The following is a 25,321-nucleotide window of genomic DNA, read 5'->3' as shown; positions in this document are numbered from 1 at the left end:
CCTGACCAAATCCCCGCAAGACAGGGAGAAATGAGGCGGAAAAAATTGCCTCCCTTAACTTTTTGCGGGCGCAGTTTCATGGATCCATGGGTGACCCTGTCTCCGAAGACGGCTGGTCAGTCGCGGGTGATCGTGGCCGTCCCAGGTGGCTGAGTGCCCGCGGCGGTCAGCAACAAATCGCCTACGGCAAACTCAAGCTTCCCCACGGGGACGGGAGGCGCTACTTGGTGCTCCCCCAAGATGTTGAAGAATCCGTTGGGCTTGTGCGCGTTCCCCTGCCCCGCCCATTCCATGCTCACGGAGATGGGCGATGTGGTGGCCTTGTAAACAGCCTCGGTGATCAACAGCGTCTTTAAAGGGCTCAGGTTGAAATCCTGGACATCGCGGAATTCGATCTTCCCAACCTTCTCAGACCCGACTGAAGTGGACACGGTGGCACTCAAGTGAAATTGCCCGCCATTTCCGTTGGTACCTGAGTTCCCCGGAGCGCCCAAGGTATCGCCGCGCGCCTCGATCCCCCGAAAAACGAAGCGATAGGAGTTGGGCAGTTGATAACTGATCTTGAACGGCACTTTGGTTGCCACGACCAGGCCCACTGGAACACTAGGCCCGCCTAGCTGGATATCAGCGAACCCTGTCCCGCCAGTCAGTGCAATCATCGCCAAAGCAAGCCATGGATATTTTTTAATCATAGGTCTCCAAGGTGTTGAATTACACGAACAATTAGCATCCACTTCACTATCTGTAAATTATATAATTCCTATTATGGAATAAATGCTCGGTGGAGCCCCCTTCCCCCTCTGGGAACTCGGTCGCCCAAAAGTTACCAGAACGATAAATACAAAAAAACCCGCTCCGCCAAACGGCGAAACGGGTTGCAAACTCGCAAGGATAAAGGCTACCGCTCCACTCAGCCTAGCCTAGCTTCACCTCTGTGCGCTTCTCCAAGACCTCGGAGATTGCGGACCAGCCGCCGGGGCGTTGAAGTTGGAAAAGATTGAGGTAGAGGGCGACTTCCTCGGCAGGATGGGTCTTCAGCATGGCGTCCACACCCGCCTCCACCTGCTCCGTGGTCAGCTCTTCCGGAAGGTCATCTACCTGGCCTTTGCCGTCGTGCTGGATCCCCGTCGCATCCAGGAAGGCAGTGAGCATATCCACCTTGCCCTTGAGCAGCCAGAGCTGGAGAAGCTGTTCCGCCACGCCGTCGAAGGTCTTGGTCTTGATCTGCTCGATCAACCAGGCACCCTGTTCTTCACGAGACTTGTTCTGGAAGTACTGGGGGCGGAGCTTCTTCTGCTGACCCACCGAATACAGCGCCGTGCGGAAGGCTTCACGGGTCTCCTTCTGCAGATAGGAAGTGATGTCCTTCTTGAGAGCGGGGCTCAGGGCGGCAATGATTTGGTGAGATTTCATGGGAACGCGAAAACGAAAAGAAAAGGGGCGGTCAGCTAACATCGCTGCTGGGTGGGTGCAAACCTTTTTAGGACGCGGTGCGCACGGTCCACACCTTGAAGGCCTCCCCTGCGCCTTCCAGTCCTGCCACAAACTGGTCGGCTCCGCTTGACTTGAGGCGCTTCTCCAGGTCCGGCACCCAAGTCTTGAGGAAGGCGGCTTGCGTCTCCACCTGACCATCCCCCCACCCCAGCGTTTCCCCCCAGTGAAGGAGATCGGAGAAATTTACATCAGCGGTGATGTCCTGACGCCCCATGTTCTGGTAAAGGTCCGGGCCGGAGAGCCGCTGATGCAGCAGGTAGCCGCGGAGAGTGCCTTGGGCACGACGGTGGTAGAGACCCGGGAACAGATCCCCATAGTCCACTGTGAGCATGGCTCCCTGCTGCCAACGCGAGGACCAGCCCTGCATCCAGTCCCGGAAGGAACGATGCAGCTCCACCCTCTGGCGACGTTGCGGCGGCGGGTTCAGGGCGTGCCACTGCGTGAGGACGGAAAAGGCCCCCCTTTGCCCCGGAGGCAGCGTGAGAGCGCGCAGTTCCTCCCGCCATCCGGCCCGATCAGGCACCACCCAGACCTCCTGCCAGATGCCGCGGGTGGCCTCCCATTCCAGTAGCGTCACCGGAAAGGCGTCCACCAGTTCATTGTGAAAGATGATCGCCCGGCCCCCGCAGGCCTGGAGTGCGCTTTCCATCGTCTCATGCCAGTGCACCTGAGCCCCTTTTAGCCGCTCCTGTTGGCGATCCCTCAGAATGGGTGAGGTCTCCACCATGTGCCACGCGAGCTTCCTGCGCTGCCACCAGCCAACAGCGCTCCGGACGCTGGCGGACAGCGAGCCGTCGCCGCCGCCCACCTCAATGATGGCGCGCACGCCTTTTTGCCGCTCCAACTCGCGGGAGATCCACCGTGCGATCCCCTCCCCCAGGAGGCTCGAGACTGTGGCGGAGGTGGCAAAGTCTCCACGACGGCCCACGGTGCGAATGCGGGCGGAGTAATAGCCCGTGTCCGGTGCGAACAAGGCCTGCTCCATCCAGGTGGAGAAAGGGCGGGCGGGATCGACAGGGGGCATGGCACAGGAAAGCCCCGGCTAGCCAGAATGGCAAGATCGTCACTTGTTAGCCACGCAGGATTCGAGCACGAGACGCGATGTCGCCCACTTCCCCATGGTCAAAGCTCCGCGCCTGGCACCTCTTGCTCGGGCTGCTGCTGCTTCGACTGCTGTTCCTCCCCTTTTTCTGCAGCCTCTATGATCTGGCCGGGGACGAGAGCTACTACTGGGAGTGGGGCCGCCGACCCGATTGGGGCTACTACAGCAAGCCGCCCCTGATCGGCTGGCTCATGGGCATGGTGGGGTGGCTCAGTGGGAATCAGGAGTGGGGCGTGCGCCTGGCCGCGCTCATGGTGGGCACGGGATCCCTGACGCTGCTCTATCTGCTGGGGAAACGGATGTTTGATGAGTCGACCGGTCTCCTGGTGCTGGCGCTGGCGGCACTGACTCCGGCGAATGTCGCGCTGAACCTCTTCTTCACCATCGACTCGCCATTGGTGTTGCTCTGGTCAGCCGCGCTTCTGGCTTTCTGGTCAGCGGTACAGAGCCCAGAACGTTTGACGCGCTGGCTGATCCTCTGCCTCGTGATGGGTGTCGGCACGCTGAGCAAGCAGATGATGCTCGTGTTTCCCGTGCTCATGATCCTCTTTGCCGCTCTCACGAAAGAGGCTCGCCCCCTGCTCAAGCGGCCTGGATTATGGCTCAGCATGGTGGGAGCGCTGCTCTTCATGCTGCCGGTGCTGTGGTGGAACCAGCGGCACGGGTGGATCACCCTGGAGCACACGAAGCACCACTTCAACACCAAGGAACAGGCCGGCCTGCTGGATCACCTCGTGCAGTTCATCGAGTTTCCCGCCACCCAGGCCGGGCTCTTCACCCCGATCACCTGGTTCGGGCTGCTCACGGTCTCGGCCACCGCCCTCTGGCAGTGGCGTCGGCTGGGGCTGAAGGAGCGCCTGCTGGCCACCTTCTCCGCCCCGGCCCTGGTGGTCTTTCACCTCCTGGCGTTGCGCCAGAGCGTGAACCCAAACTGGCCTGCGGTATATTACCTGGCCGCCATGGTGCTGCTGGCCGCCACCTGGACCCGCGCCACCACCGGCCTGACCCTCTGGCCAGGGTTCATGAAACTGCAACGCCCGGCCCTGGTCGTTGCCGCAACTCTGACTTCCCTGGCCTATCTGGTGCCGGTGGGAATGTGGGCCACCGGCCGTACCGGCGACGACAAGCTGGATCCCATGGCCCGCATTCACGGATGGTCTGAGGCCGGACAGAAAGCTGGTGAATTCCTCGCCGCCACCCCTCGGCCAGAGCAGACGTTTCTCCTGGCCCTGGGGCATCGGGAGAACGCGAGCCAGTTCGCCTTTTACACCCCTCAGCATCCGCGTGCCTACCGCTGGCAGCCAGACGGCATCATCGCCTCCCAGTACGAGCTGTGGCCGACACCTGCCGAAGCCCTGGGACGGGATGCCCTGATCCTGCAGCCGTCAGAGAAACCCCTGCCACGTCGGCTGGAACGGAACTTCACCCAGGTGGAAAAGCTGGGTGAGATTCGTGTGCCCCTGGGAACCTCTGGTTCAAGGAAATGGCAGGTGTTTCTGGGACGCGAACTGAAGGCGTGGGACGCCGCTCCGTGAGCCAGCTCAGGCCCTCTGACGGCGACGGCGGCGCAACAGCAAGGCCGCCAGCCCACCCGCCAGAAGCATCACGCGTCCCGGTTCTGGAACGACGGAAATGGAGACGTAACCCGTGGTGTAGAGCTGGGAGTAGTCCCAGGCCAGCCCCTCCGCCAGCACCGGCACGTCAAAGGTGGTGAAGCCGCCCGTGTACTTCTGTCCGTTGCTGACGATCACGTTCGTCCAGTCGATAAGCTGCCAGGAGGAACCCAGCGTCAGCTCCGTTGCGAGGTCGGTGGAATCCACGATCTTGAGCGTGCCCCCCAGGGCGATGGGCGAACTGCTGGTGAGACCCAGCGAGTCGTTGTTCCCAATCGGGTTGACCCCGCCATTGTTGCCGAAGATGTCGAACTCCACCGTGCCGGACAGGGTGATCACCCCGCCCACACCTGTGGCGAGCTTGAGCTGCTGACCGCTGGTGTTCCCCAGCTGGCCCACGGACAGGATCCCGCCCGATTTCACGGTGAGATTGGCCGGGCTGGCGGAGGCCCCCACCGTGCCGTTGCCGCCCAGACGGGCACCGCTGAGCACCGTGACGTTTCCCGTGCCGGTGGCGGAGCCCAGGGAGTTGTTCGCAAGCAAGGTGCCCTCACTGACGGTGGTGCCTCCGCCATAGGTGTTGTTTCCTGTGACTTCCAGGATGCCCTGCCCGATCTTCTGGAGGCTGCCTGTGGTGCCGCTGATGACCCCGCTGAGCTTGCCCCCTACACCGGCGGCAAAGGTGCTTTGCACATCCACGACCTGGTTGCCACCGTTTAGATCCACGCTGTTGGCGAGGTCCACCTGCTTGTTGGCGTACTTGGAGCCCAGGATCAGTTTGCTGCCACTGGCCAGGAAACCCGTGGTGGAGCCCCAGACAATATTGATGCTAGTCGCTCCAGAGGTGAAGTTGACCGTCCGGTCTGCACCAAACGCGCTGAAACCGCCGCCATCGCCAGCCTGAAATCCGAGCACTCCGTTGCCGGAAGTACCGAGATTGCGAGTGAGGTTGCCGGTCGCCAGCTCCAGAATGCCGCCGTTGGAAAGGTTGATGAACTGCGTGCCTCCCCCGGCGGTGGCCGAGTTGTTCAGTGAAAGCGCCCCCACATGGCTGGCCCGCACCACGGCCCCCTGTATGTTCGTGGAACCTGTGGAATTGGAGGCCGAGTTCCAGTCCACCAAGCCCCCTTCACCAATGAAGGCCACCGACCCACCGCCGCTGGAGAGCTTGGCGGTAATGGTAAGAGTCCCGGTCCCGTAGTGGTACATGAACAGGGCAGTATTGGTCGAGGTTCCCTCAAGGAGCCCCGTCTGCCCCACGCTGGTGTCCTTGATGGTGAAGTTGTTGCTCCCGTCCACCAGGAACCCGAGGTCGTTAAGCACCAGCTTGCCTCCGTTGAGGTCCAATTCACCAGCTGCCTCGGTGGTATCCACCCGCACCACGGCGGTGTTCACGGTGACCCCAGCATTGAACTGAAGCGTGGACGACCCCGTGGTCGGTTTCAGCAAATAAGCACTGCCGGTGCTCCCCCCTGTCGCTGGCAGGGCCAGACTGGCATCCAGCCTCACGACGGAGCCTCCGCTCAGGGCGGCAAAGTCGTAGCGTCCGTTGCCGTCTTCCACGGTGTAAGCAGCAAATCCGCCCCCCACAATCATCCCCCGCGTGGTGGTGCCAGAGGAGGCGATGGTCTTGGTCTCGGTGGCCGGACTGGAGTTCAGCACGCTTCCTGCGGCGGAAAGATCGATCAGCAGCAGGCTGGTGCTGTTGCGCGTCCAGGTATTGCCGAGGGTGAGCGTCGTGCCCTCACCCACCACCAGCTTGTTCAACCCGCTGTTCCCAACCAGGGTGATATTGCCAAGAATCGGTGAGCCTCCACTCTGGGCCTTCACCTCAATGGTTCCACCGTTAAAGGTAAGCGCCTTGTCAGTCTGCAGCACGGTATTTGCAGACGAGTAGTCCAGCACCAGCCGGCCGCTGTTGACTGTGACGTTGCCATTGATGTTGTTCGTCCCGGAAAGAGTGACCGTTCCCACGCCATCTTTTACAATGGCCAGGGTGCCGCCCACACCAGACTGATTGATCGCATCCACCACGACGATTTGCCCCGTTCCACCCAGGGAAAGGGTACGCGTGCCCGTAGTGGCCGTGTTGACGATGGCGTCGCCGGATGCAACATCCAAAGTCAATGTCCCGAGGTCAGAATTAATCCGGGTGCTGGTGCCCCCAAGGGTGATCAAGCCTCCCCAGGTGTTGTTTCCTTCTGCATTGCGCAACGCGCCCACACCGCCCAGCCCGCTGCCGTTGATCGTAAGCGCCTCCGCCCCGACGGTGATGTCTCCAGCGAGCTGTAGGGATGCACCTCCGCCTACAGTGGTGCCCGCCTCCGTGGTCCCCAGCGCGTTCCCATGGCGAAGCAGGAGGATGCCGTTGCTGACCGTCGTGAGCCCTGAATAGGTGTTGTTGCCAGAGAGCACCAGTCTGCCGCTGTCGGCCTTGGTCAAACTGCCCACACTCGGCCCATTCACTGAGGTGTTTATGGCGCTCCCGTCAACATTGACGGTGCGGTTCGTGATGGTTCCTCCAACGGTGAAGGTCTGCCCCGCTGCCACCTCGATGGTGCCCGTAGCCGCCCCACCAGAAGAGTTTCCAATGCCGATGGAACGGTTCACATCCAGCGCAAAGGTCCCTTCGATCCGCAGCTTGGAAGACACTGCGAGAATGATGGCATCAGTCAGCGGCGTGGATTCAGCGATTCCCAAGTTCCTGTCTCTGGTGATGACCAGCGGACCGTTGGCCACCAGCGTGCGGCCGGTGTAGGTGTTATCAGCCGTCAGTTGAAGCCGTCCCCCGTTTAGGAACAGGCCTGTGGCGGTGCTGTTGCCCAGGCTGTTGTTGGCAATCACGCCGTTGATCACCGTGCTGCCGGATCCCAAAATCTGGAGGTAGCGGCCCGTGGTCGTATTGTCCTCTGAGAGATAGACGTTGCCATTGAGGGTCAGGACATTTCCTGAGGTAAGGCTGTTCGTCAGCGAGGGCGTGGTGGAGCCATTGGTGAGGGTGCCATTGAGCGTCAGGGCATTGCTTCCGCTGATGGTGCTGCTGGCCGTCACTCTCACCTGATTTCCCAGCACCCGAGCTCCACCACTTGCCTGCAACTCGCCTCCTGCGAGCACCACGGTGCTGGTGCCAAACGCCTGATTGTGACCGGCCTGAAGCGCACCTGCCGTGATGGTGGTCACGCCATCATACGAGTTCGCACTGGAAATCAGCAGCGCACCAGTTCCCGTCTTCGTCAGCCCCGCACTTCCCGCGGCCCCGGTGTTGCTGATCTGTCCTGAAAGCGTGGCCACATTGGCACCAACGCTGATGGTCCTGACCGCTCCATTCAGGTCCAGTCCATTCAACAGATCGAGCGACGCGTTGGCGGTGGAGCCATTCAAAACCAGCGTGCTGGGTTGAAAGGAAGACGTCCCCCAGACAATGGTGCCGCCCGCCCCACCCAGATTGATGGTGAGGCTGCCCCCGAAGGCGCTGAATCCGGATACGCCTCCGGTGATCTGCACCTGATTGTCCCCCGTGCCAAGGGAGCGGTCAAAGGTGCCGTTCGACTCATATACGCCGCCATTCAGGAGCAGGTTCCCTGCACCGAGGCTTGCCACCCCAGCAGTGCGAAGCGTGCCCTCCAAGACATAGGTGGTGCCCGTGTAGGTATTGGTGCCACTCATGACCAGCACCCCCGCCCCGACCTTGGTCAGTGCCGTGGCACTGCCGTTATCCTGAATGTCAGAACTGATCGTCAGCAGACCGCTGGCGTTGTTTTGAATGACCAGCAGATCACCGCCTGCAGCCCCTTTCAGCACCCCGCCCGTGATGATGTTGTCCCGTGCTCCCACGTTGGCCGTATTGAGGATCATCCCGCTGGTCAGAGTCTGCGTGCCGTCAAGCGTGACTGAGCGAGCCGTTGCGTCATTGAACCGCAGGCTGTTGACGCCCGCATCGCCCGCACCCGTCGTCACATCCCCGGTGACGTCCATGTTCTTGCCCGTCATCCAAGTGGAAGCACCCGTGCTTGTGTAGGTCGCTGCCACCAAAGTCCCTGCCGCCGCCGTCACAAAATCCGTCCGGTTGTTCATCGTAGCCCCTATCAGCACGGCATCCGCTGCAGTTCCCGCCACCGAGCTGCCCGTGGCCGCGTTGGTGAAAGCGACGCCAAAGCCTGCCTGGTTCCCAAAATTCACATACCCTCCGGCACTGCGGGTATAGACAGAGGCAGCAGCCCCATCGAAGGTCAGCGTGTTGGTTCCCGTGGCGGCATTGGAGGCGATGCTGTGAACGCCCGTCCCGATGGAAAGCTGACTAAAGCTTTGGGCGTGAGTGTTGCCGATCGCAGCGGCCGCCAGGATCACATTTCCCCCAGAGGCATCGGCACCGCCCAGAGCCAGCGAGGCCGCGGGATTGATCCTGTTGGCGATCCCATTGTTCAGGCTGGATGTCGCAGTCCCGCTACCCACATGCAATGTGCCTCCGCCCGACACCACCACAGCGCTCGTGCCAGACAACTTGCCTCCCGACCCCGCCACCGCCAGGATGCCTTCCCTGATGGTGGTGATCCCAGTGTAGGCAGCATCGCCTGAGAAAGTCAGCTGTCCGGCCCCCTGCTTCAGGATGCCTGCCGCCGCAGAGGCTCCGTTGGTGACCCTCACATCGATGGTGAGGTTCGCACCGCCCCCGCCGATGTTAAAGGTGCGGGTCACCGCCGCACTGGTGCTGCTCAGTTCAAGATCGGCAACCCCTTCGGCGCTTGCCGCTGTGTCCAGCGTGATGAAGGAGGCAGACGTCCCGGTGGTAGTGATGTCCCCGTCCAGGACAAGCCGACTGCCCTTGGCACCCGCCGTCCCGACCGAGCCCTTGCGAAGATTGATCCGGCTGTTGTTCAGCGTGATGCCACCGTTCCCGACAAACAGGCTGCTGATGCGTGTCGCAGTATTACCGTAAACGGTGAACGTGTTGACGGCGGCCACATTTCCACCTGCCACCGAGTTGATGTTGGTCAGGCTCAGGCTGTTTGTCGTGTAGGTCATGCCGCTGTTGCCCACGAAGATCGTGTTACCGGCACCACCGGTCATCGTCGTTGCCCCCGTCACCACAAAGCCATTTACCCCGTTGCCGGAGTTCACAGCGCCCCCAGTGACGGTCAGGCTTGCGAAGGTCTCCCCCTGGTTGCTCTGTCCGCCATTCACGGCTGTGCCATTGAACACGCTGGTGGCACCACTCATGGTAATGGCAGCGGTGTCGGCAACCTGGTTGGCCAGCGTCATCTGCAAACGACCGCCGTTTGTAATGGCAATGTCGCCACCAACTGCATTTCCAGACGTCTTGTTAAGGTTGAGCCCGCCCTCAGAGATGGTGGTGAGCCCCGTGTAAGTGTTTGCGCCTGCCCCTCCCAGGGTCAACACACCAGCACCCGTCTTGGTCAGGCCCGCGCTGCCCGCAAGGATGGAGTTGATGGTCGCATTCACATTCACCACCACATTGCCCGTCGAAAGAGTGAGGGTGCTGCCAGACAACGTATAGGTGCCGCTGCCCGCAGCATTAAAAGTGAGAGAGCCGGCGATCACGGGTGCCGCCAGGGTCACGGTCCCGGCAAGCCCTGAGCCGCCACCAAACAGGGCATCGTTCCCGTCTGCCCAGTTCTGGTTGGATCCCCCGCTGAGCCAGCGATTGGCATCCAGCCAGTTGCCCCCGCCGTCCTGCACCTCGGACGTGCCGGGATCCACATCCCAAGTCAACGGGGCGGCTGACAACCAGGGATTTCCTGCCGGAAACAGGACGGCTGAACAGAGGAGGAGGAACTTGGAGGGAGTCATGGCAGGCAGAGACCGGGCGATATGGGTGATTGTCGCGAGAATGCCCCAGCAGCACATTTCCCTCATTTCATCGGCACCCCGGACCTTCCCACAGTCTGCCTAAAGAAAATTCTGACCCTGCCCACCCGGGCAAATCACATGGTTCACCGCCTGAAAATAACATCAAAATAAGTTGACCAACTTATTCACTCCACTTACTCTCCGGCAACTTCATCCCGCCTCATGAACTCCAACTGGAACAGCACCTACGCAACGCCTGCAGCCTCCTGGCTGACGCGTTCCGGCATGTTCCAGGCCATTCCGGTCGTCCGACTTGTCGTGCTCACCTGCGACGGTAGCAAACAGGCAGCGCACGAAGGAACCGGCAGGCAGATTCAGATCTGATGGATTGATCCATAGTTTTTCTGAACCCTGCCCGCCCTGATAAGGCCGGCAGGGTTTTTTGTTTTCCGCCCTGTCTTTCCACTGATTACCCCCCCCAGAACCAAAACCAGACCACCCTCAACCAGATCGGAGGCCCACCTTCTTCTAAAACACTCTCCCACTTCCTGACAGGGTAGCCATCGTCCTGCCGCCAGCTCCAACTGACGGCGGGGCAACACCCGGGTCACCAGCCTTATCCAGTCTCACGCCGAGATGTCCAATGCCGGTGCGGCCACCAGGGTCGCCCACGAGCAACGGCTGTCAATGTTATTGTCTTTGTAACTTGGACGATAACATCAGGGGTAAGTCTGCGCCCATTTCCTGCCCTGTCTTTTTTGCACTCCATACTTAGTGCCCGCCCCTCCCTCCGGATTTCTCCGGCCCCTTTCTCCCTCTCCTCAACCTCCCCTCCCATGACTTTGAAACCCTTCCCCTCCGCCCTCGATCCAGGAGTTGTCAGACGCGTGCAGAACACGCTGCAGGATCTCGAGTTCCGCCGCGGTGTGCGCGTGCTCTACGCCTGCGAAAGCGGCAGCCGCGCCTGGGGTTTCGCCTCCCCGGACAGCGACTACGACGTGCGCTTCCTCTATGTCCACGAGCGCGACTGGTACCTTTCCGTTGATGAAAAGCGCGATGTGATCGAGCTGCCCATCAGCGAGGAGCTGGATGTGAGCGGTTGGGAGCTGCGGAAGGCTCTGCGTCTGCTGCGCAAGAGCAACCCCTCCCTCATGGAGTGGCTGCGCTCGCCCATGGTGTACTGGAGCGATCCCGCGTTCCTCGAACAGTTCCGCGCTCTCTCCGAGGAGTTCTACTCGCCCAAGAAGTGCTTCGTGCACTACCTGCACATGGCTTTCGGCAACTACCGCGACTACCTGCGCGGCCGCGACATGGTGAGCTTGAAGAAGTATCTCTATGTGCTGCGCCCGCTGCTGGCCTGCCGCTGGATCGAGCGCTTCCAGTCCCCGGTCCCCATGCTCTTCCAGGAGCTGGTGAACGCGGTGCTGGATGAAGCCGACGTCCGCGAGGCCGTGGCAGAGCTGGTGGCCCGGAAGCAGAGCGCCAAAGAGCTCTCTGCGGCCCCGCCGGTGGAGGTGCTGTCCCAGTTCGTGGAACTGGAGCTGGTGCGTCTGGATGCCCTGAATCATCCCACGGATGTTTCGGGGGATGTGGACGAGCTTGATGCCTTCTTCCGCCTGCACGCCCTGGCCGCCTAGACGTCGGCCTACTCCTCCCCCAAAACCACCGTCCGCCCTCGCGCCCCCCCGCGCAGGGCGGACGGAAACCCGTCTCCCCAATCCGCCCGGTTCAGCCGGGCTTTCTTGGTTCATGAAATCACTTATTCATTCCCCTCCCCTTTCCCCCTTTCGATTATGTCTGACATCCTGAACAAGAGCACCGTGCTGGTGCTGAACCGATGCTGGCAGGCCATCCACGTCAAGACTCCTGCCGAAGCCTTCTGCATGCTTTCCACCGGAGCCGCCACCGGCCTCGACGTCCAGGATGACCAGTCGATCGTCCCCGTGACCTGGGAGCAGTGGCTCAAGCTGCCCGTTCGCGACGGCGACCAATCCGTCAAGACAACCCACGGCCCTGTCCGTGTGCCGACCGTGGTGGTGGCCGCCCGTTACGACAAAGTCCCGCTCCATCGCCCCAGCTTCACCGCCCGGGGCATCTGGGAACGGGATGGCGGCGTCTGCCAGTACACGGGGCGCAAGCTGGCCCGGAACGAAGGCAACATCGACCACGTCGTGCCCCGGTCCCGGGGTGGGGCTTCGTCCTGGGAAAACTGCGTGCTGGCTGACCGGAAAATCAATACCCGGAAGGCTGACCGCCTGCCCCAGGAGGCGGGCTTGCGTTTGCAACGCCCTCCGGTGACTCCCAAGGCCGTGCCCGTGACGCTGCTCATCCGCAACGTCCACGACGTGCGGGACTGGAAGCACTTCCTGCGACAATGATGCCCGGCTGGAAGGAACCCTTCGAGGTCCTTCCAGCCGGGCTTGTCAGAAATTGAGTCGTCCTTTGTTCAGTTTCACCCGCGGATGGCGGCCGCGACCATCTCCAGCACGCGTCGCAGGCCGTCATCTCCTCCCATGCTGCCCTCATGAAATCCCGTCCGGGGAACAGGCTGCCAGTTATCTCTCGAACCATCGTACTGGAACGGCTGCGGCAGCCCGGTGAGTGCGGGATCGTACTGGCCGTCTTTGCCACCCAGCTTGTAGATCACCAGATCCAGTGAAGGCACCACAAAGATACCGAAACCTCCCGCCCCGGATTTATAGAAGGCGTCCCGGGGTGCTCCCACCACGTGCCCGTCGGCATTGTGCTCGAACTGCAGCGAGAACGGCGTGTGCGGATTGTACGGCGACGCCTGCTGACAGAGCTTGATGTACTCGGCTGGTACCAGCTGCTGATTTCCCCAACGGCCCTCGCGCAGGAGGCAGTAGCCGAAGCGCAACGCATCCGTGGCGTGCACGGCGATGCTGCCCGCGCCATTGGCATGCGGCATGTCGTAGTCGCCACGATGCAGGCAATATCCCCACGACTCCCAGCCCATGGGATCTCCCAGGCGCTTGCGGATGTAATCTTGAAGTTCCATCCCGGTCACGTGACGCAGCACAATCGAGGCAATATGCGGAGCGGGAGATGAATAGGAATAGCCAGCCCCCGGATCCGTCCAGAGCGGCACCTTCAGTGATGACTGGTCCAGGTCTTTGATGTTCTGGCCCGGCACAGGTTTGAGCGGCGTGGACTTGCCCATCACGTAACCAGACGGGGCCTGCCCCTCTCCCCAGTACCCAGCGGTCATGCAGAGCAGTTGGCCCAGCTTGATGTCCGCCTTGCGCGGATCGTTCAGCGGCAAGGCTTCAGGCAGGTATTTCTCCGTGAAGACTTTCGTATCCAGCCCCTCCGGAATCTTGTCCTTGAACTCATTCAGCATGATGCCGCAGGCGATGCTGGTGTACGCCTTGCCGGTGGAAGCCATGTCGGGATTGGCATTGCGATGAGCCCGGCCGAAGTACTTTTCAAAGACCAGGTAGCCCTTGCGCACCACGAGCAGCCCACCGTTCTGGCTGCACCGCTCCGTGAACGCATAGGCCTGCTCCAGCTTGGCCAGATCCATGCCCGCCTTGTCGCGAATCTCGTCCGTCGTCTCCAGCGTCCGCCAGCCTCCCTGGCTGTCCGGTGGCGGGAAATAGTCTTCTGCGGCGGGGACGATGGGAGAGAGGATAAGCGCACCAGTGCACAGCACCAGGCTTGGGATTGAGAGGCGATGGGAAAACATGAGGAGGGCGAGGATACGCTCCAGGGAAGCATTTATTCACTTGAGGTTCAGATGAAATTCTGCCCATCCTCGGGGCCATGCACGCCTCCCGACGCACTTTCCTCAAGCAACTGGGCTCCGGTCTCGCCGCTATTTCCTGGGCACCCAGCGCCGTCCTCTTCGCTGAGTCCAAGGCAACCTTCACGGCACTCCCCCGCAGCACGCCAGAGGCGCAGGGCGTATCCAGCGCCAGCATCCAGGCCTTCTTTGACGCCCTGGCGACAAGCAATCATGAGATGCACGGCTTCGTGATGGCGCGGCGCGGGCACGTGATCGCCGAAGGCTGGTGGGATCCTTACGCCCCGGACCTGCGCCACACGCTGTACTCCATGAGCAAGAGCTTCACCTCCACCGCCGTCGGCTTTGCCGTGGCAGAAGGCCGGCTCAAGGTCACGGACAAGGTGGTTTCCTTTTTCCCCGATGACCTGCCGGCCACCGTGAGCGACAACCTTGCAGCCCTGACGGTGAAGGACCTGCTCACCATGTCTGTTGGCAATGAGAAGGAGCCCACCCAGGCAGTGGTGAAGTCCGACCACTGGGTGCGAACCTTCCTGGCCCAGCCCATCACCCACCAGCCTGGCACGGTGTTCATGTACAACAGTGCCGCCACCTACATGTGCTCCGCCATTGTACAAAAGCTGGTAGGGCAGCCCATCCTGCAATACCTCACCCCGCGCCTCTTCGAGCCCCTCGCCATCCAGGCTCCCACGTGGGAGAGCTGCCCCAAGGGGATCAACACCGGAGGCTGGGGCTTGAGCGTTCCCACCGGAGCCCTCGCCAAGTTTGGCCAGCTCTTCCTCCAAAAAGGCCAGTGGCAGCGGAAACAGATCCTGCCCGCATCGTGGATCGAGGAGGCAACCAGCTTCAAGATCCAGCAGCCCGAGCCCGCCAAGCCGACCCGGCCGAAGGAGCAGAACGACTGGCTCCAGGGCTACGCCTACCAGTTCTGGCGCAGTCAACACGGTGCCTACCGCGGCGACGGAGCTTTCGGCCAATTCACCATTCTTCTTCCCGAGCAGGAAACGGTGATTGCCATCAATAGCGAGAGCCCCAGCATGCAGGGTCAGCTGGATCTCATCTGGGAACATCTGCTCCCCGCCCTGAAGAAGGACGCTACGCTCCCCGCCAATCCCGAGGCTGAGCAGCGCTTGAAGAGTACGTTGGGCGCGCTGGCCCTGCCTCCCCTGGTGGGCAAGAAGGCGTCTTCAGATCCGGCAGGGATCAGCGGCAAGACGTATGCCCTGGAAACCAACAGCCTCGGCATTGAGAAGGTGCAGTTCAAGATCGAGGGCGGACAGTGCGTTTTCACCGCTCAAGCGGGCGGGAAGGAACACGTCGTCACCTGCGGTGTCGGCTCCTGGGTGAAGGGGGAAACCGGCCTGCCCGGCACCCCGCCGCGCCTCATCTCCGGTGGGGCCTCCCCTGCGGGCACGCCGTTCAAGATCGCCTCCAGCGCCGCCTGGAAGGACGAGAAGACCCTAGAGATGCAATGGCGGTACTACGAAACACCCCATCACGATTTCATCACCGCCACCTTTGAGAACGACACCGTGAAGATCGCTTTCGTCAACAGCATGAACCGGATGAAACCCAATCCCACGGATGCCCGGGGTGTGCTGACGGGAAAGCTGGGGTGATGGGGAAAGAGATGCCTATCGCGCATGGCCATCCTCAGGGGCATGCCACGCGATGGGCTTACCGCTCCGCGGTAGATTCGCCCCAACCATTTCCATGGGTTGCGATCGCTACGCTCCCTTCACCCATGGCTACTCATGGCGAACCCTCCGGGTTCAATACAGGAATACGGAATCTTTCATTTCTCGTCAAAAAGCAGGAGCGCTGAAATTCAACCCACCAGCTCCATCTCGTGACATATCGAACCCTGAGGGTTCACCATGCGTAGCCATGGGTCGGCCGGGCGTAGCGAGGACCACCCATGGGGCTGCAGGAGCCAACTCTACCGCGGAGCGGTAGGCCCATTTCGCCGCGTCCACCACATCCACTCCACCTCACACTCCCGCCCCATCCAGCATCCCTTTGCACGCCTGCAAATGCTGCTGCACGGCCTGGCCTTCGCTGCCCATCATTACGAATCGCGCCCCCATGCCGATCACCTCCCGCGCATCATCCGCGCTCTTGGCGGGATGCCCCAAGCACTTCCCCTGCCTCGCACACGCCGCGGCCACCGTCTCCACGGCACTACGCATTTTTGTTTCCTGAAGCGACGGCTTGCAGCCCAACCGCAATGACAAGTCCCCTGGGCCAATGAACAACACGTCCACACCCGGCAAAGCCGCGATAGCCTCCGCATTGGCCACGCCTTGCGGGGATTCGATCATCAGCACCACCAAGGTCTCCGCCAAGGCATGTGCCACATAGGCATCCTTGGCATGCGCGCCGAAATCGCCATCGACCCACGAGCCATCCAGTCCACGATTGCCAAGCGGCGGATGCTTGGCGGCAGCCACCACCGCGGCCGCCTGCTCCACAGTCTCCACCATCGGCACCATGACGCCTGTAGCTCCGTCCTCCAACACTCGCGACAACGCCACCGGCTCGACCGAGGGCGTCCTCCACAAGGTGTCCACATTCGCCAGCTTCGCCTGGGCCAGCATCAACGAGACATCCCCCGCATGCCAGGGACGATGTTCGCCGTCCAACACCACTGCATCAAATCCGGCCCGCTGCGCATGCTGAGGGAATGACTGGATGGCCGCCCCGGTCGAGCAGACCCGGGCCACACCGCCAGTGCGGAGTTTGGCAAGGATGTTGGAAGTGCGCATGGTACCTATTCGAGCTAGTCAATCATCTACCACAGCACGGACACGTCGTATTTCGGCATCTCCTCATCAGCGGAGACAATGACCAACCCTTTGTGTCGAGCGTGCGAAATCAAGAGGCGGTCAAAAGGATCACGATGATGAAACGGCAGTTGTTCCAAGCCTTGAATGTCTCGATTAGACAAAACGGCATAGTCGATTCCATAAGCTTTTATGGCTTTGGGAACCAAGGCCCCGGGAGGCTCAGCCATTGGAAGTTTTCCCAGCGAATGCCTCAAAGTTATCTCAAGGTAGGAAACTTGGTGGAATACCACCTCGTTCTCTGGATCGCTCAGGGCAGAGATTGCCTTGCTGGAGAGTCTTGCGTCTCCTGCCCAGTACCAAAGCGCGGCACACGTATCCAAAAGAAGTTTCACAAGCTTCTATCGCTGAACTATTTACTCCGCGCCACCCTCCTCGAAGGAAGCTGCCAGCTCGTCATTCACCAAAAAAAAGTCATCGGTCACTTGGATTTGGCCGCGAAACAGTCCGGGTGCCGGCCTCAGGCGGGAAGCGGCCGTCGGAAGCGGTCGAAACTCGCCGATCGGCTTATTCCGTTCGCACACGACCACCGTTTCACCGCTCTTTACCCTCCGCGCATACTCAGACAGATGCGCTTTGAGCTCATGAAGATTGACAGTGGTCATACCGGACTATATTTCGGACCAAGTACTTGGTCAAGTGCGGCAATTGGACTTAGGCCGGCAAATTCTTCTCCAAGAACCGCAGGAAATTCCCGTGCATGATGTTGGCAATGTCGTTCTCGGAGTAGCCTCTGGCGGCCAGCATTGGGGGTACCTTTTGCAGATCCGCGATGGTTTCCAGGTCCATAGGGGCCTGCTCGCGACCGAAGCCGCCGTCCAAATCCGTACCCACGCCGGCATGCAGGGAATTCCCCGCGAGCTGGCAGACGTGATCGATGTGATCCACCATGTGCTGCAGGTTCACCCCGGCGTCTTCTGGCCGAGTTTTGAACTTGATCCAGCCCGGCACCATCATCCAGGCGTCCAGGGCGGCACCGATCACGCCGCCGCGGTCAATAAGATGCTTGAGCTGCTCATCCGTGAACTGTCGCTGGGCCGGCACCAGGGCGCGGCAGTTCTGATGACTGGCCCACACGGGTCCTTGAAACAACTCGACCGCCTCCCAGAAAGCCTCGTCGGTCAGGTGCGTGGCATCCATGATGATGCCCAGGCGGTCCATCTCCTTCACCAGCTCCCGGCCTTTGGCGGTGAGCGGACCTTCCGCCTCGGTTCCAGGAGAGTACGTCCCTACGCCATAGTGGGCGGGCCCCAGGGCGCGCAAACCGTCGGAATAGGAGCGCTCCAGATGCCCCAGGGTGATCATGGAGTCCGCCCCTTCCAGGCTGAGGATGTAGCCAATCGGCGCATCGGCCGGCGGTTCTCCCATCCAGAGATCCGCCATCGCTTTGAGCTCTCCGGCGGTGCGGATCTGCTTCATCTCCCCCTTCTCCTCCATCGCCCGATACCAAGCGAGCTGCGCCTGCGTCATCGCCCAGGCAATCTCCGGGGAATGCCAGCCGGGGAAGGGATTGGTCTCCTTCACATAACGAGCGATCTGAGTGGCCACACAGATCCCGATCCGACCCCGTCGCATCTCCGGGAAGCACACCACCCCGTTACCGCGATCCTTCATGTCCGTCTTGCCCTGCTCCCGGCGGCGGATTTCCTCAATGGGACGAGTCAAATCACGGTTCCACTCCATGGCATTCATGGAGAGATCAAGATGGGCGTCGAAGATGAAATGTGTGCTCATGCTACTGAAGAATGATGCCTGATGCTAAACTGTGATTACCCGCTCCCGGCCCGCCACCTTCCAGGTGCCATCCGCGCGGCCGCCCCGCACGACAAAAGCATGGGAGTGCAGCGCCACGGTGGGGCAAATGTGCCAGGGCACGCCGTACACGACGCTGCCCACGGGGAAATCACCCGCCAGCGGGGTCTCCACGGCCAGGTGTTCCTCGCTGTGCATCACCGCTTTGGCATCGGGCAGGTTCAGGAGATAAACTCTGGGATGCGGATTCTCGGCAGCGATCGCCTTGTGCCCCAGGTCCAAAGTCAACCGCTCGGGAGCCGGTTTACTGATCACCCGCGTCACCACCAGCGCCGCGTGCAGGAAGTCGAGATCCGGATGCTTCGTGCCATAACCCCAGTCCCAGACCACGCAGGTGCCGGGGCTGCATTCATAGGAACCCCGCCGGGCATGGATGCCAAACGTGGGCGTGCCGCTCACCACATAGTGCGGTACGCTCAAGCCCAGCGCCAGCAGACGATCCCGCAAGGCTTCCACAGGTTGATACGCCACTTCCACTCCGGACGTACGGGCCGCCAAATCGTGATCGTGAATGTGGCCATCGTAGGCATGGATCCCAGCCACCTGCACGTTCGGCAGGGTGGCGAGTAATTGATAGAGCTGGATTGCTCCTTCGCCGGGCGCGATGCCCGTGCGGGCCATGCCGCAATTCACCTCTAGCATCACTTCCACCGTCACACCTTCCTTCCCCGCCGCGGCGGAGAGCGCACGAGCCGCATCCGCATCGTCTGCCACCGCGCAGAACCGCGTCTGCGGATACTGCCGCTTCAACTTCAAGAAACGCGCGATGTTTGGCCCGACGAGCGGATAGGCCAACAGAATGTCCTTGGCCCCGGCTTCGGCCGTCATTTCCGCCTCAGCGATGGTGGCGCATTTGAACTTCGTGATGCCTAGCGCGAGGTGCAGCTTGATCACATCCGGCATCTTGTGGGTCTTCATGTGCGGACGCAGCCGCTGCACATCTCCCACCATGGCGATCATCCGCCGCAAATTCTCCTCGATCCGGTCCGGATAGACCAGCAGGGAGGGCGACGGAATCTCGTCGATGTTCTCAACAGCGTACCAAGGCAGGGCGGCAGACATGCGCCTCAACTTGAACAAGGTCCGCCTCCGCCTGCAAGGCCGGAGAATGATACAAACGTGTCGGATCAACCCTCACCTGATCGATCCGACTTCGAGATCAATGGAAACCGAAGACATCCAGCAGCTTCAGCAGCCAGTAGCCGAGGATGCCCGTGATGGGCAGGGTCAGCACCCAGGCCCAGACGATGCGGTGCACGATGCCCCACTTTACCGCGCTCAGACGGCGGGTGGCCCCCACGCCCATGATGCTGGTGGAGATGACGTGCGTGGTGGAAAGGGGGATGCCCATGTGGCTGGCAGACTGAATGATAACCGCCGCGGTGGTCTCGGCAGCAAAGCCGTGCACCGGCATCAGCTTCACCATCTTGTGGCCCATGGTCTTGATGATGCGCCAGCCACCGCCTGCCGTGCCGGCAAACATGGTGATGGCGCAGACAATCACTACCCAAGGGGGGATCTCAAATTTCTCCGACTTCAGGAAGCCCAGCCAGCCGGGCAGTTCATTGAAAGCCCCCGCTTGTGTGCCGGTGTACATCGCCAGTGCGATGATCCCCATGGTCTTTTGCGCATCATTGGTCCCGTGACTCAGGCCCATGAAGGCAGCACTCACAATCTGCAGACGACCGAAGACCCGATTGATCCAGGAGGGCTGTGCCTTGAAGAGCGACAAATTGAGCAGCAACATGATGATGGCTCCCAGGATGAAGCCGATCAGTGGAGACAGGATCATGGGCTTGATCAATTTGGGCCAAAGGCCCGTGCCCCAGAGCAGCACATCCCACCCTTTGGGTGAGGAAGCGATCCCCGCACCGCAGAGCCCACCCACCAGCGCATGGCTGGAGCTGGATGGGATGCCGAACCACCAGGTGATCAAATTCCAGATGATGGCACCGAGCAGGGCGGCCAGCACTGTGGCCATGGTCACAGCACTCACGTCCACGAAGTCCTTGCCCACCGCCTTGGCGACGGCGGTACCCATGAGCGCCCCAAAAAGATTGCACACCGCCGCCAGCATGATGGCCTGCCGGGGTGTCAGCACCTTGGTGGACACCACCGTGGCGATGGCGTTCGCCGCATCGTGGAAGCCGTTGATGTACTCGAAGGCCAGCGCTGCGATGAGTACGCAGAGGAAAAGCGTCAGCATGGGCGGGAGTGGCGGATCAGGAGTACTTCAGCACCACTTGGAAGACCACGTTCCCGGCGTCGCGGCACCGGTCGATCGCGCGCTCCAGGAGTTCGTAGAGGTCTTTGAGGATCAGCACCTCGATCGGGTCGGCCTTGCCGTTGTAGAGCTGGCGCAACAGATCCATGAGCATCTTGTCGCCATCCCCCTCAATATGCTGCAGACGGTCCTGCATGTCCTGGATGTGCTCCATGCCAGCCTTCTTGCGCAGGGCACCCACCATGTTCACCACTTCCACCGTGCCCAGGTCCAGCAGGTTGATCTGGCGGGAAACGATGTCGTTGGCGTACTGCACGGGGCAGAGCGCGAGGCGTTCTGCAATCTTTTCCACCGTCTTGGGGATCTTGTGCAGAGCACTGCTAAGATGCTCGATGTCCTCACGGTCCAGCGGGGTGATGAAGGTCTTGCACAGACGCTCCGTTACCTCCTGGGTCAGGCGCTTGTGCTTGCGCCGGCTCTGATGGATCGCATCGAGCTGGGAGCTGGTGTCGGCACCCATGTGGGCCATCACATCTTTCAGAAGGATTGCGCAGTTGCGCGCTTCCGCGGCACTGGCCTCCAGCAAAGTGTAGAACGTGTCGTCGCGTTTGAAGAGACTGCTGAACATGCGGGAGGGGATAAGGCCTGAGAGCCCGTCAAGTGACATTAGGTGACGTTCTTGGCAAGTTCGATTTGCCTTAGACTCTCGCGAATCTGGACAAAGTCGGCCCAGCTAGCACAAAGAAGACGCCCGACTCCGCCACAAGATGCCCCCGACGTTGACATAAAAATCGGACTGGAGAGGATGGACCCCACACGCCACCGTTCCTCTCCACCCAGCACCCGCATGAGCGCCCTTATTCACGACCCCGCCGACCTGAAACCCTCCACACCCTGGAGCGACACGGTCTGGGCCTGGACCAGCGAGGAAGAGCTGGTGGATCACTCCACCAAGGCTCGCCTCTGCGTAGCCGCCCTGCTCCCCTTTCAGGACCAGAAGCCTGACTGGGACGGCTTCGTCCGCAGCATCGACTGGATGCGCCGCTGCGCTGCTCGCTATGGCGTGGAAATCGACTTCGTGCTCAATGCGGACACCGGCTACATCTTTGACCTGACCTTGGAGGAGTACCGCGAAGTCCTCCTGCGGTTCCGTGCCGCCTTCCCCGACCAGCGCTTCATCGCCGGCGTCACCGGCAAGGACCTCGGCCACAACGACTTCAAGGCGGAGCGTTACTTCCCCATGATCGATGCCGTGCAGGAGCACGGCAACTGCGAGGTCATGCTCATGACCTCCCGCACCCTCAACTCCCTGGGCACCGAGGCCCGACGGGATGCCTATTTTGAGCTGGCCGAGCACCTCATCCGCCCCGGCATTGTCCACGCGCTGGAGCCTTCCTTTGTCCCCTGGGCCACTCCCTACGAGCCCTGGCTGCTTCATGAGCTGGCCAAGCACCCTAAATTCGTCGGCGGCAAAATCTCCACCCTGGATGAGCCGCACTTCCTCTACTGGGCCGCCATGTGCAAATCCCTGAAGCTGGACTTCGCTCCACACAGTGGGGATGACTTTGGGATCTGCACCGCCATCCGGCTCGGGCTGCCGCTGCTCATCGGGGCCGGCGTCAGCGCCTGCCCGCTCATCTGCGCGGCCAAGGACATGTGGCTGCTCGACAGTGTGGCGGAAAAGCAGTTCAAGACCGGCACGGGCCGCTTCGACACCCGGGTGTACAAGGTCTTTGAGGCCATCCAGTCCTTCGAGGACCTGGTATTCCGCCTCGACGAGAAGATGAGCGCCTCCGCCTACAAACACAGCACCGCCCACGTGCTCACCCTTCTGGGGCACATCGCCGCTTCAGAGGCCCACCCCCGCTGCCAGGACCTGCGGGGCCAGGAGGAAGCCCAGCGCATGGCGGAAGCAATGCGACGTCCTTTGCGGATGGCGGAGCGTATTGGATGTAAAGACCTGTTCCACTTGCCCAAGTAAAGGCAGAAAACAGGCAGCTTAGACAACCGAAAGGGGCAATCCGTTTAATAGACAAATCATAGACGGCGATAAAAATATTGTAGACAAAAGCTCAACACGTGAGATGTTGTCATTGTGAAAACGATGATTGCAACGAACCGTCGCACTCGGAACACAACCTCTGCTGCTCCGGCTGCCCCTACCGCTGAGGAAGTCGATGCGGATATGGCCCTGCTTCAGCGCATCGGCCAACGCGATGTCGCCGCCTTCCAGTTCTTCTATAAGAAGTTCAGTGGCCTGCTCTATTCCACCATCCACCGCGTCCTGAACGACCACCAGGACACCGAGGACATCATGCAGGAGGTTCTCGTCCAGATTTGGCAGAAAGCCCACCTTTATGAGCCTACCAAGGGTAAACCCCTGACCTGGGTGACCACGATGGCCCGCAACCGCGCCATTGACCGGATCCGCGCCAAACAGCGTCGTAGCCGGCTCAATGACGACTTCGAATCGGAGTCCCGCACGGCCCAGCCAGAATTCGTGGATGACACCAGCGATGTCCTCATCGCCAAGGAAAGCGACGCTGCGGTGCAAAGCGCCGTCCTGGAACTCACGCCTGAACAGCGTGAAGCCATCCAGATGGCCTACTTCGGCGGGCTGACCCAGAGCGAGATCGCGGAACGTCTCAACGAGCCACTCGGCACGGTGAAGGCCCGCATCCGCCGCGGCGTGCAAAGACTTGAGCAGGTGATCAAGCGCCGAATCTAACCAGGCCCGATCCTGGCAACGATCTCAACCTATCAAAAAAGGGAGGCTCCGGCCTCCCTTTTTCGTGGTTGGATGAGATCAATGCGTGCCCGGATCAGTTCGCGGGACCGGGGGCCGGGGTCTTCTCCTTGGTGGCCCCCTTCTTGCCCTCCGCCTTCGACTGGGCCGCCTTGGCCTTTTCCTTCTCCTTCCGCTCCTTCTCAGCAGCGACCGCCTTGGCTTGCATCTCCAGGGTCCAGTCCAGGATCTGGTGATCCTTCAGGAGACGTTCACGCAGCTTGGCGTAGGGCACCTTCTGCACCGTCAGGCCGTCATCGATGGCGATGGAAGCCGCCGTGGCCGCCGACTGGCCCAGCAGCAGGAACACGGGCTCCATGCGGATGCTGCCGTAGGCAATGTGGGAACTGGAGACGCAGACGCCCACGAGGAGGTTGTTGCACTCGCTCTCCTTGGGCACCATCGCACGATAGCTCACCGGGTAGGGGGCCGGGGTGGGCTTCTCCACATTCCCTTCCGCTTTCACGAAACCGTCCACCACGACGCGGGAGGTGTGGTGGGAATCCATGGTGTAGCTCGCCAGGCCCACGCTGTCTTCCGGCACCACCTTGCCTGTGCAGTTGTGCTCGGTCATCACGTAGTCTGAGATCATGCGGCGCCCTTCACGCACATAGAGCTCATGCGGCCAGCCGCCAGTTTCAGGAAACTGGTCCTTGGGCAGGCCGAATGTCTTCACAAAGTCACGGAGCCGCTGCGGCACCGCCTCGTCATTGGCGAGGAACCACATCATGCCCTGCTGGTAGGTCACATGCGCCTGGAAGATCTTTTCGCGCCTGGCCTGATCAGCCTCTGGCCACTCGTTGCTGCCGCCGATGAAGTCCGTGGAGACAGGGCCGGCGTTATTGCAGTCGCCCAGGTTCAGTTTGATGGGGCCGTACTTGTACGTGAAATCCCACGGGAAATCCGGCTGCGTCGTGATGTAGCGCAGCAGCAGCGCATAATCATCCCGGTTGTAGTTGGCAGGCTTGGGGTACGCGATGCCCTGGTCGGCCTTCGTCAGCCACATGCGGAAGTTGTAGGCCTGCACCCACTTGTCACCTGAGCCGGCAGGACGCGGCGGCCCGGGCTGAATGCCGGGCAACAGTCCGCTGGAAGGGTCCCCAGCCTTCACATAAGGGTCCACATCAAAACGGAACTGGTGCTTGTCCGCCACAAAGTAGCCGTTCACCGTCTCGCCGTACACGGAGTTGTCCTCACGCCCTACATGGTAGGAGACACCCGCCCCGGCAAAGAGATCGCCCTCATAGGTGGCATCCACGAAACACTTGGCCTCGATCCGGTTGCCGTTCTCAAACTCCAGCGCCGTGATGCGGTTGCCGTCCTTCACCACCTTGGACAGGCGGTGCTCATAGTACACAGGCACATCCGCCTCCTTCAACATGGCGCGGAAAACGTTCTCTGCGTCGCCCGAGCGGAAGCCGCTCCACTTGCCCATCCGGTTGAGGAATTCGGCAGCCATGCCGCCAATGGACTCCTTTTTGCCCAGGTCCACCGCCGTGAGCCCTGCGGAAGTGAGCCCCCCCACGTGGCGGCGATGGACTGCCAACGCGGCGGTCTTGCCCAGGCGGCGGGCCTGCACCGCCGCACCGATGCCAGCCGGGGTGCCTCCGTACACGCACAGATCCACCTTGATGATCTGGGGTGGGTCTGCCTTCGGCACATCGTAGTGGTAGCGCAGACCGGGATTCGGGGTGGTGGGACCGTCCGCAGCCACAGCCAGGCTGGTGGCCAGCGGAATCGCCAGCAGGGGGAGAAAGCATCGGTGCATCCGCATGTTCTAGCGGGCTGACGGTCAAATTGTAAAGTCAGAAGGCCGAACTGGTCATTGAGCGGCGGAGGCGGCCAAAAAACTGCCCGCGCGTGCAAGAGATTGCCGA

At 61.3% G+C, this 25,321-nt stretch carries 20 protein-coding genes; 7 read left to right on the top strand and 13 right to left on the bottom strand.

The window, feature by feature from the left end; genetic code table 11:
* Positions 1-116 precede the first annotated feature (116 nt).
* The 3 genes from VSP_RS02360 to VSP_RS02350 form a co-directional block, all read right to left on the bottom strand.
* Positions 117-659 carry a hypothetical protein gene (locus tag VSP_RS02360; RefSeq protein WP_198141297.1) on the bottom strand — a complete coding sequence of 181 codons (543 nt, stop codon included), beginning with the start codon at positions 657-659 and terminating at the stop codon, positions 117-119.
* A gap of 256 nt (positions 660-915) precedes the next feature.
* Positions 916-1,413: a hypothetical protein gene (locus VSP_RS02355; RefSeq protein WP_009958470.1), complete on the bottom strand. Its 498-nt coding sequence runs from the start codon at positions 1,411-1,413 to the stop codon at positions 916-918.
* Positions 1,414-1,480: 67 nt separating this feature from the next.
* Positions 1,481-2,518: an SAM-dependent methyltransferase gene (locus VSP_RS02350; protein WP_009958469.1), complete on the bottom strand. Its 1,038-nt coding sequence runs from the start codon at positions 2,516-2,518 to the stop codon at positions 1,481-1,483.
* Between the two features lie 77 nt (positions 2,519-2,595).
* Here VSP_RS02350 and VSP_RS02345 point away from each other — a divergent pair, with 77 nt between their 5' ends.
* The gene (locus tag VSP_RS02345; RefSeq protein ID WP_009958467.1) at positions 2,596-4,131 is read left to right on the top strand and encodes an ArnT family glycosyltransferase; all 1,536 of its coding nucleotides are present in this window, start codon (positions 2,596-2,598) and stop codon (positions 4,129-4,131) included.
* Between the two features lie 6 nt (positions 4,132-4,137).
* Here VSP_RS02345 and VSP_RS02340 read toward each other — a convergent pair whose 3' ends face one another.
* Positions 4,138-10,017, bottom strand: a complete 5,880-nt coding sequence (locus VSP_RS02340; protein WP_009958466.1) for a beta strand repeat-containing protein — start codon at positions 10,015-10,017, stop codon at positions 4,138-4,140.
* Between the two features lie 222 nt (positions 10,018-10,239).
* Between VSP_RS02340 and VSP_RS41850 the strand changes: the two genes are divergently transcribed.
* The 3 genes from VSP_RS41850 (at position 10,240) to VSP_RS02325 (ending at position 12,395) form a co-directional block, all read left to right on the top strand.
* Positions 10,240-10,401 (top strand): hypothetical protein, encoded by a 162-nt coding sequence (locus tag VSP_RS41850; protein ID WP_009958465.1) that lies wholly within the window; start codon positions 10,240-10,242, stop codon positions 10,399-10,401.
* Between the two features lie 452 nt (positions 10,402-10,853).
* Entirely contained in the window at positions 10,854-11,654 is an 801-nt protein-coding gene (locus tag VSP_RS02330) for a nucleotidyltransferase domain-containing protein (RefSeq protein ID WP_009958464.1), read from the top strand.
* Between the two features lie 156 nt (positions 11,655-11,810).
* Positions 11,811-12,395 carry an HNH endonuclease gene (locus VSP_RS02325; RefSeq protein WP_009958463.1) on the top strand — a complete coding sequence of 195 codons (585 nt, stop codon included), beginning with the start codon at positions 11,811-11,813 and terminating at the stop codon, positions 12,393-12,395.
* A gap of 74 nt (positions 12,396-12,469) precedes the next feature.
* On the opposite strand, the gene VSP_RS02320 is transcribed toward VSP_RS02325, so the two are convergent.
* Positions 12,470-13,723, bottom strand: a complete 1,254-nt coding sequence (locus tag VSP_RS02320) for a serine hydrolase domain-containing protein (RefSeq protein ID WP_009958462.1) — start codon at positions 13,721-13,723, stop codon at positions 12,470-12,472.
* 77 nt (positions 13,724-13,800) lie between these two features.
* Between VSP_RS02320 and VSP_RS02315 the strand changes: the two genes are divergently transcribed.
* The gene (locus VSP_RS02315) at positions 13,801-15,399 is read left to right on the top strand and encodes a serine hydrolase domain-containing protein (protein ID WP_009958460.1); all 1,599 of its coding nucleotides are present in this window, start codon (positions 13,801-13,803) and stop codon (positions 15,397-15,399) included.
* Between the two features lie 372 nt (positions 15,400-15,771).
* On the opposite strand, the gene VSP_RS02310 is transcribed toward VSP_RS02315, so the two are convergent.
* The 7 genes from VSP_RS02310 to VSP_RS02280 all read right to left on the bottom strand — a co-directional run bounded on the left by VSP_RS02310 (position 15,772) and on the right by VSP_RS02280 (position 21,287).
* On the bottom strand, positions 15,772-16,545 hold the full coding sequence (locus tag VSP_RS02310) for an HpcH/HpaI aldolase family protein (RefSeq protein WP_009958459.1): 774 nt from the start codon (positions 16,543-16,545) through the stop codon (positions 15,772-15,774).
* A gap of 26 nt (positions 16,546-16,571) precedes the next feature.
* The gene (locus VSP_RS40480) at positions 16,572-16,958 is read right to left on the bottom strand and encodes a type II toxin-antitoxin system VapC family toxin (protein WP_009958458.1); all 387 of its coding nucleotides are present in this window, start codon (positions 16,956-16,958) and stop codon (positions 16,572-16,574) included.
* Positions 16,959-16,979: 21 nt separating this feature from the next.
* Positions 16,980-17,228, bottom strand: a complete 249-nt coding sequence (locus VSP_RS43775; RefSeq protein ID WP_009958457.1) for a type II toxin-antitoxin system prevent-host-death family antitoxin — start codon at positions 17,226-17,228, stop codon at positions 16,980-16,982.
* A 49-nt stretch (positions 17,229-17,277) separates the two neighbouring features.
* A complete protein-coding gene (locus VSP_RS02295; RefSeq protein ID WP_009958456.1) occupies positions 17,278-18,357 on the bottom strand; it encodes a dipeptidase in 1,080 nt (359 codons plus the stop codon).
* Between the two features lie 24 nt (positions 18,358-18,381).
* Positions 18,382-19,497: a D-TA family PLP-dependent enzyme gene (locus tag VSP_RS02290; RefSeq protein ID WP_009958455.1), complete on the bottom strand. Its 1,116-nt coding sequence runs from the start codon at positions 19,495-19,497 to the stop codon at positions 18,382-18,384.
* A 97-nt stretch (positions 19,498-19,594) separates the two neighbouring features.
* Entirely contained in the window at positions 19,595-20,641 is a 1,047-nt protein-coding gene (locus VSP_RS02285; protein ID WP_009958452.1) for an inorganic phosphate transporter, read from the bottom strand.
* A gap of 16 nt (positions 20,642-20,657) precedes the next feature.
* The gene (locus VSP_RS02280; protein ID WP_009958451.1) at positions 20,658-21,287 is read right to left on the bottom strand and encodes a DUF47 domain-containing protein; all 630 of its coding nucleotides are present in this window, start codon (positions 21,285-21,287) and stop codon (positions 20,658-20,660) included.
* A 219-nt stretch (positions 21,288-21,506) separates the two neighbouring features.
* Between VSP_RS02280 and VSP_RS02270 the strand changes: the two genes are divergently transcribed.
* Positions 21,507-22,640, top strand: coding sequence for a beta/alpha barrel domain-containing protein (locus tag VSP_RS02270; protein WP_009958449.1), 1,134 nt, complete (start codon positions 21,507-21,509; stop codon positions 22,638-22,640).
* 123 nt (positions 22,641-22,763) lie between these two features.
* Positions 22,764-23,387, top strand: a complete 624-nt coding sequence (locus tag VSP_RS33480) for an RNA polymerase sigma factor (RefSeq protein ID WP_009958448.1) — start codon at positions 22,764-22,766, stop codon at positions 23,385-23,387.
* Positions 23,388-23,481: 94 nt separating this feature from the next.
* On the opposite strand, the gene VSP_RS02260 is transcribed toward VSP_RS33480, so the two are convergent.
* Positions 23,482-25,218 (bottom strand): FAD-dependent oxidoreductase, encoded by a 1,737-nt coding sequence (locus VSP_RS02260; protein WP_009958447.1) that lies wholly within the window; start codon positions 25,216-25,218, stop codon positions 23,482-23,484.
* Positions 25,219-25,321 lie beyond the last annotated feature (103 nt).

Source organism: Verrucomicrobium spinosum DSM 4136 = JCM 18804, assembly GCF_000172155.1.
Lineage (GTDB): Bacteria > Verrucomicrobiota > Verrucomicrobiia > Verrucomicrobiales > Verrucomicrobiaceae > Verrucomicrobium > Verrucomicrobium spinosum.
Note: the sequence above shows the minus strand (reverse complement) of the source record. Positions and strands in the feature narration are given on the sequence as shown.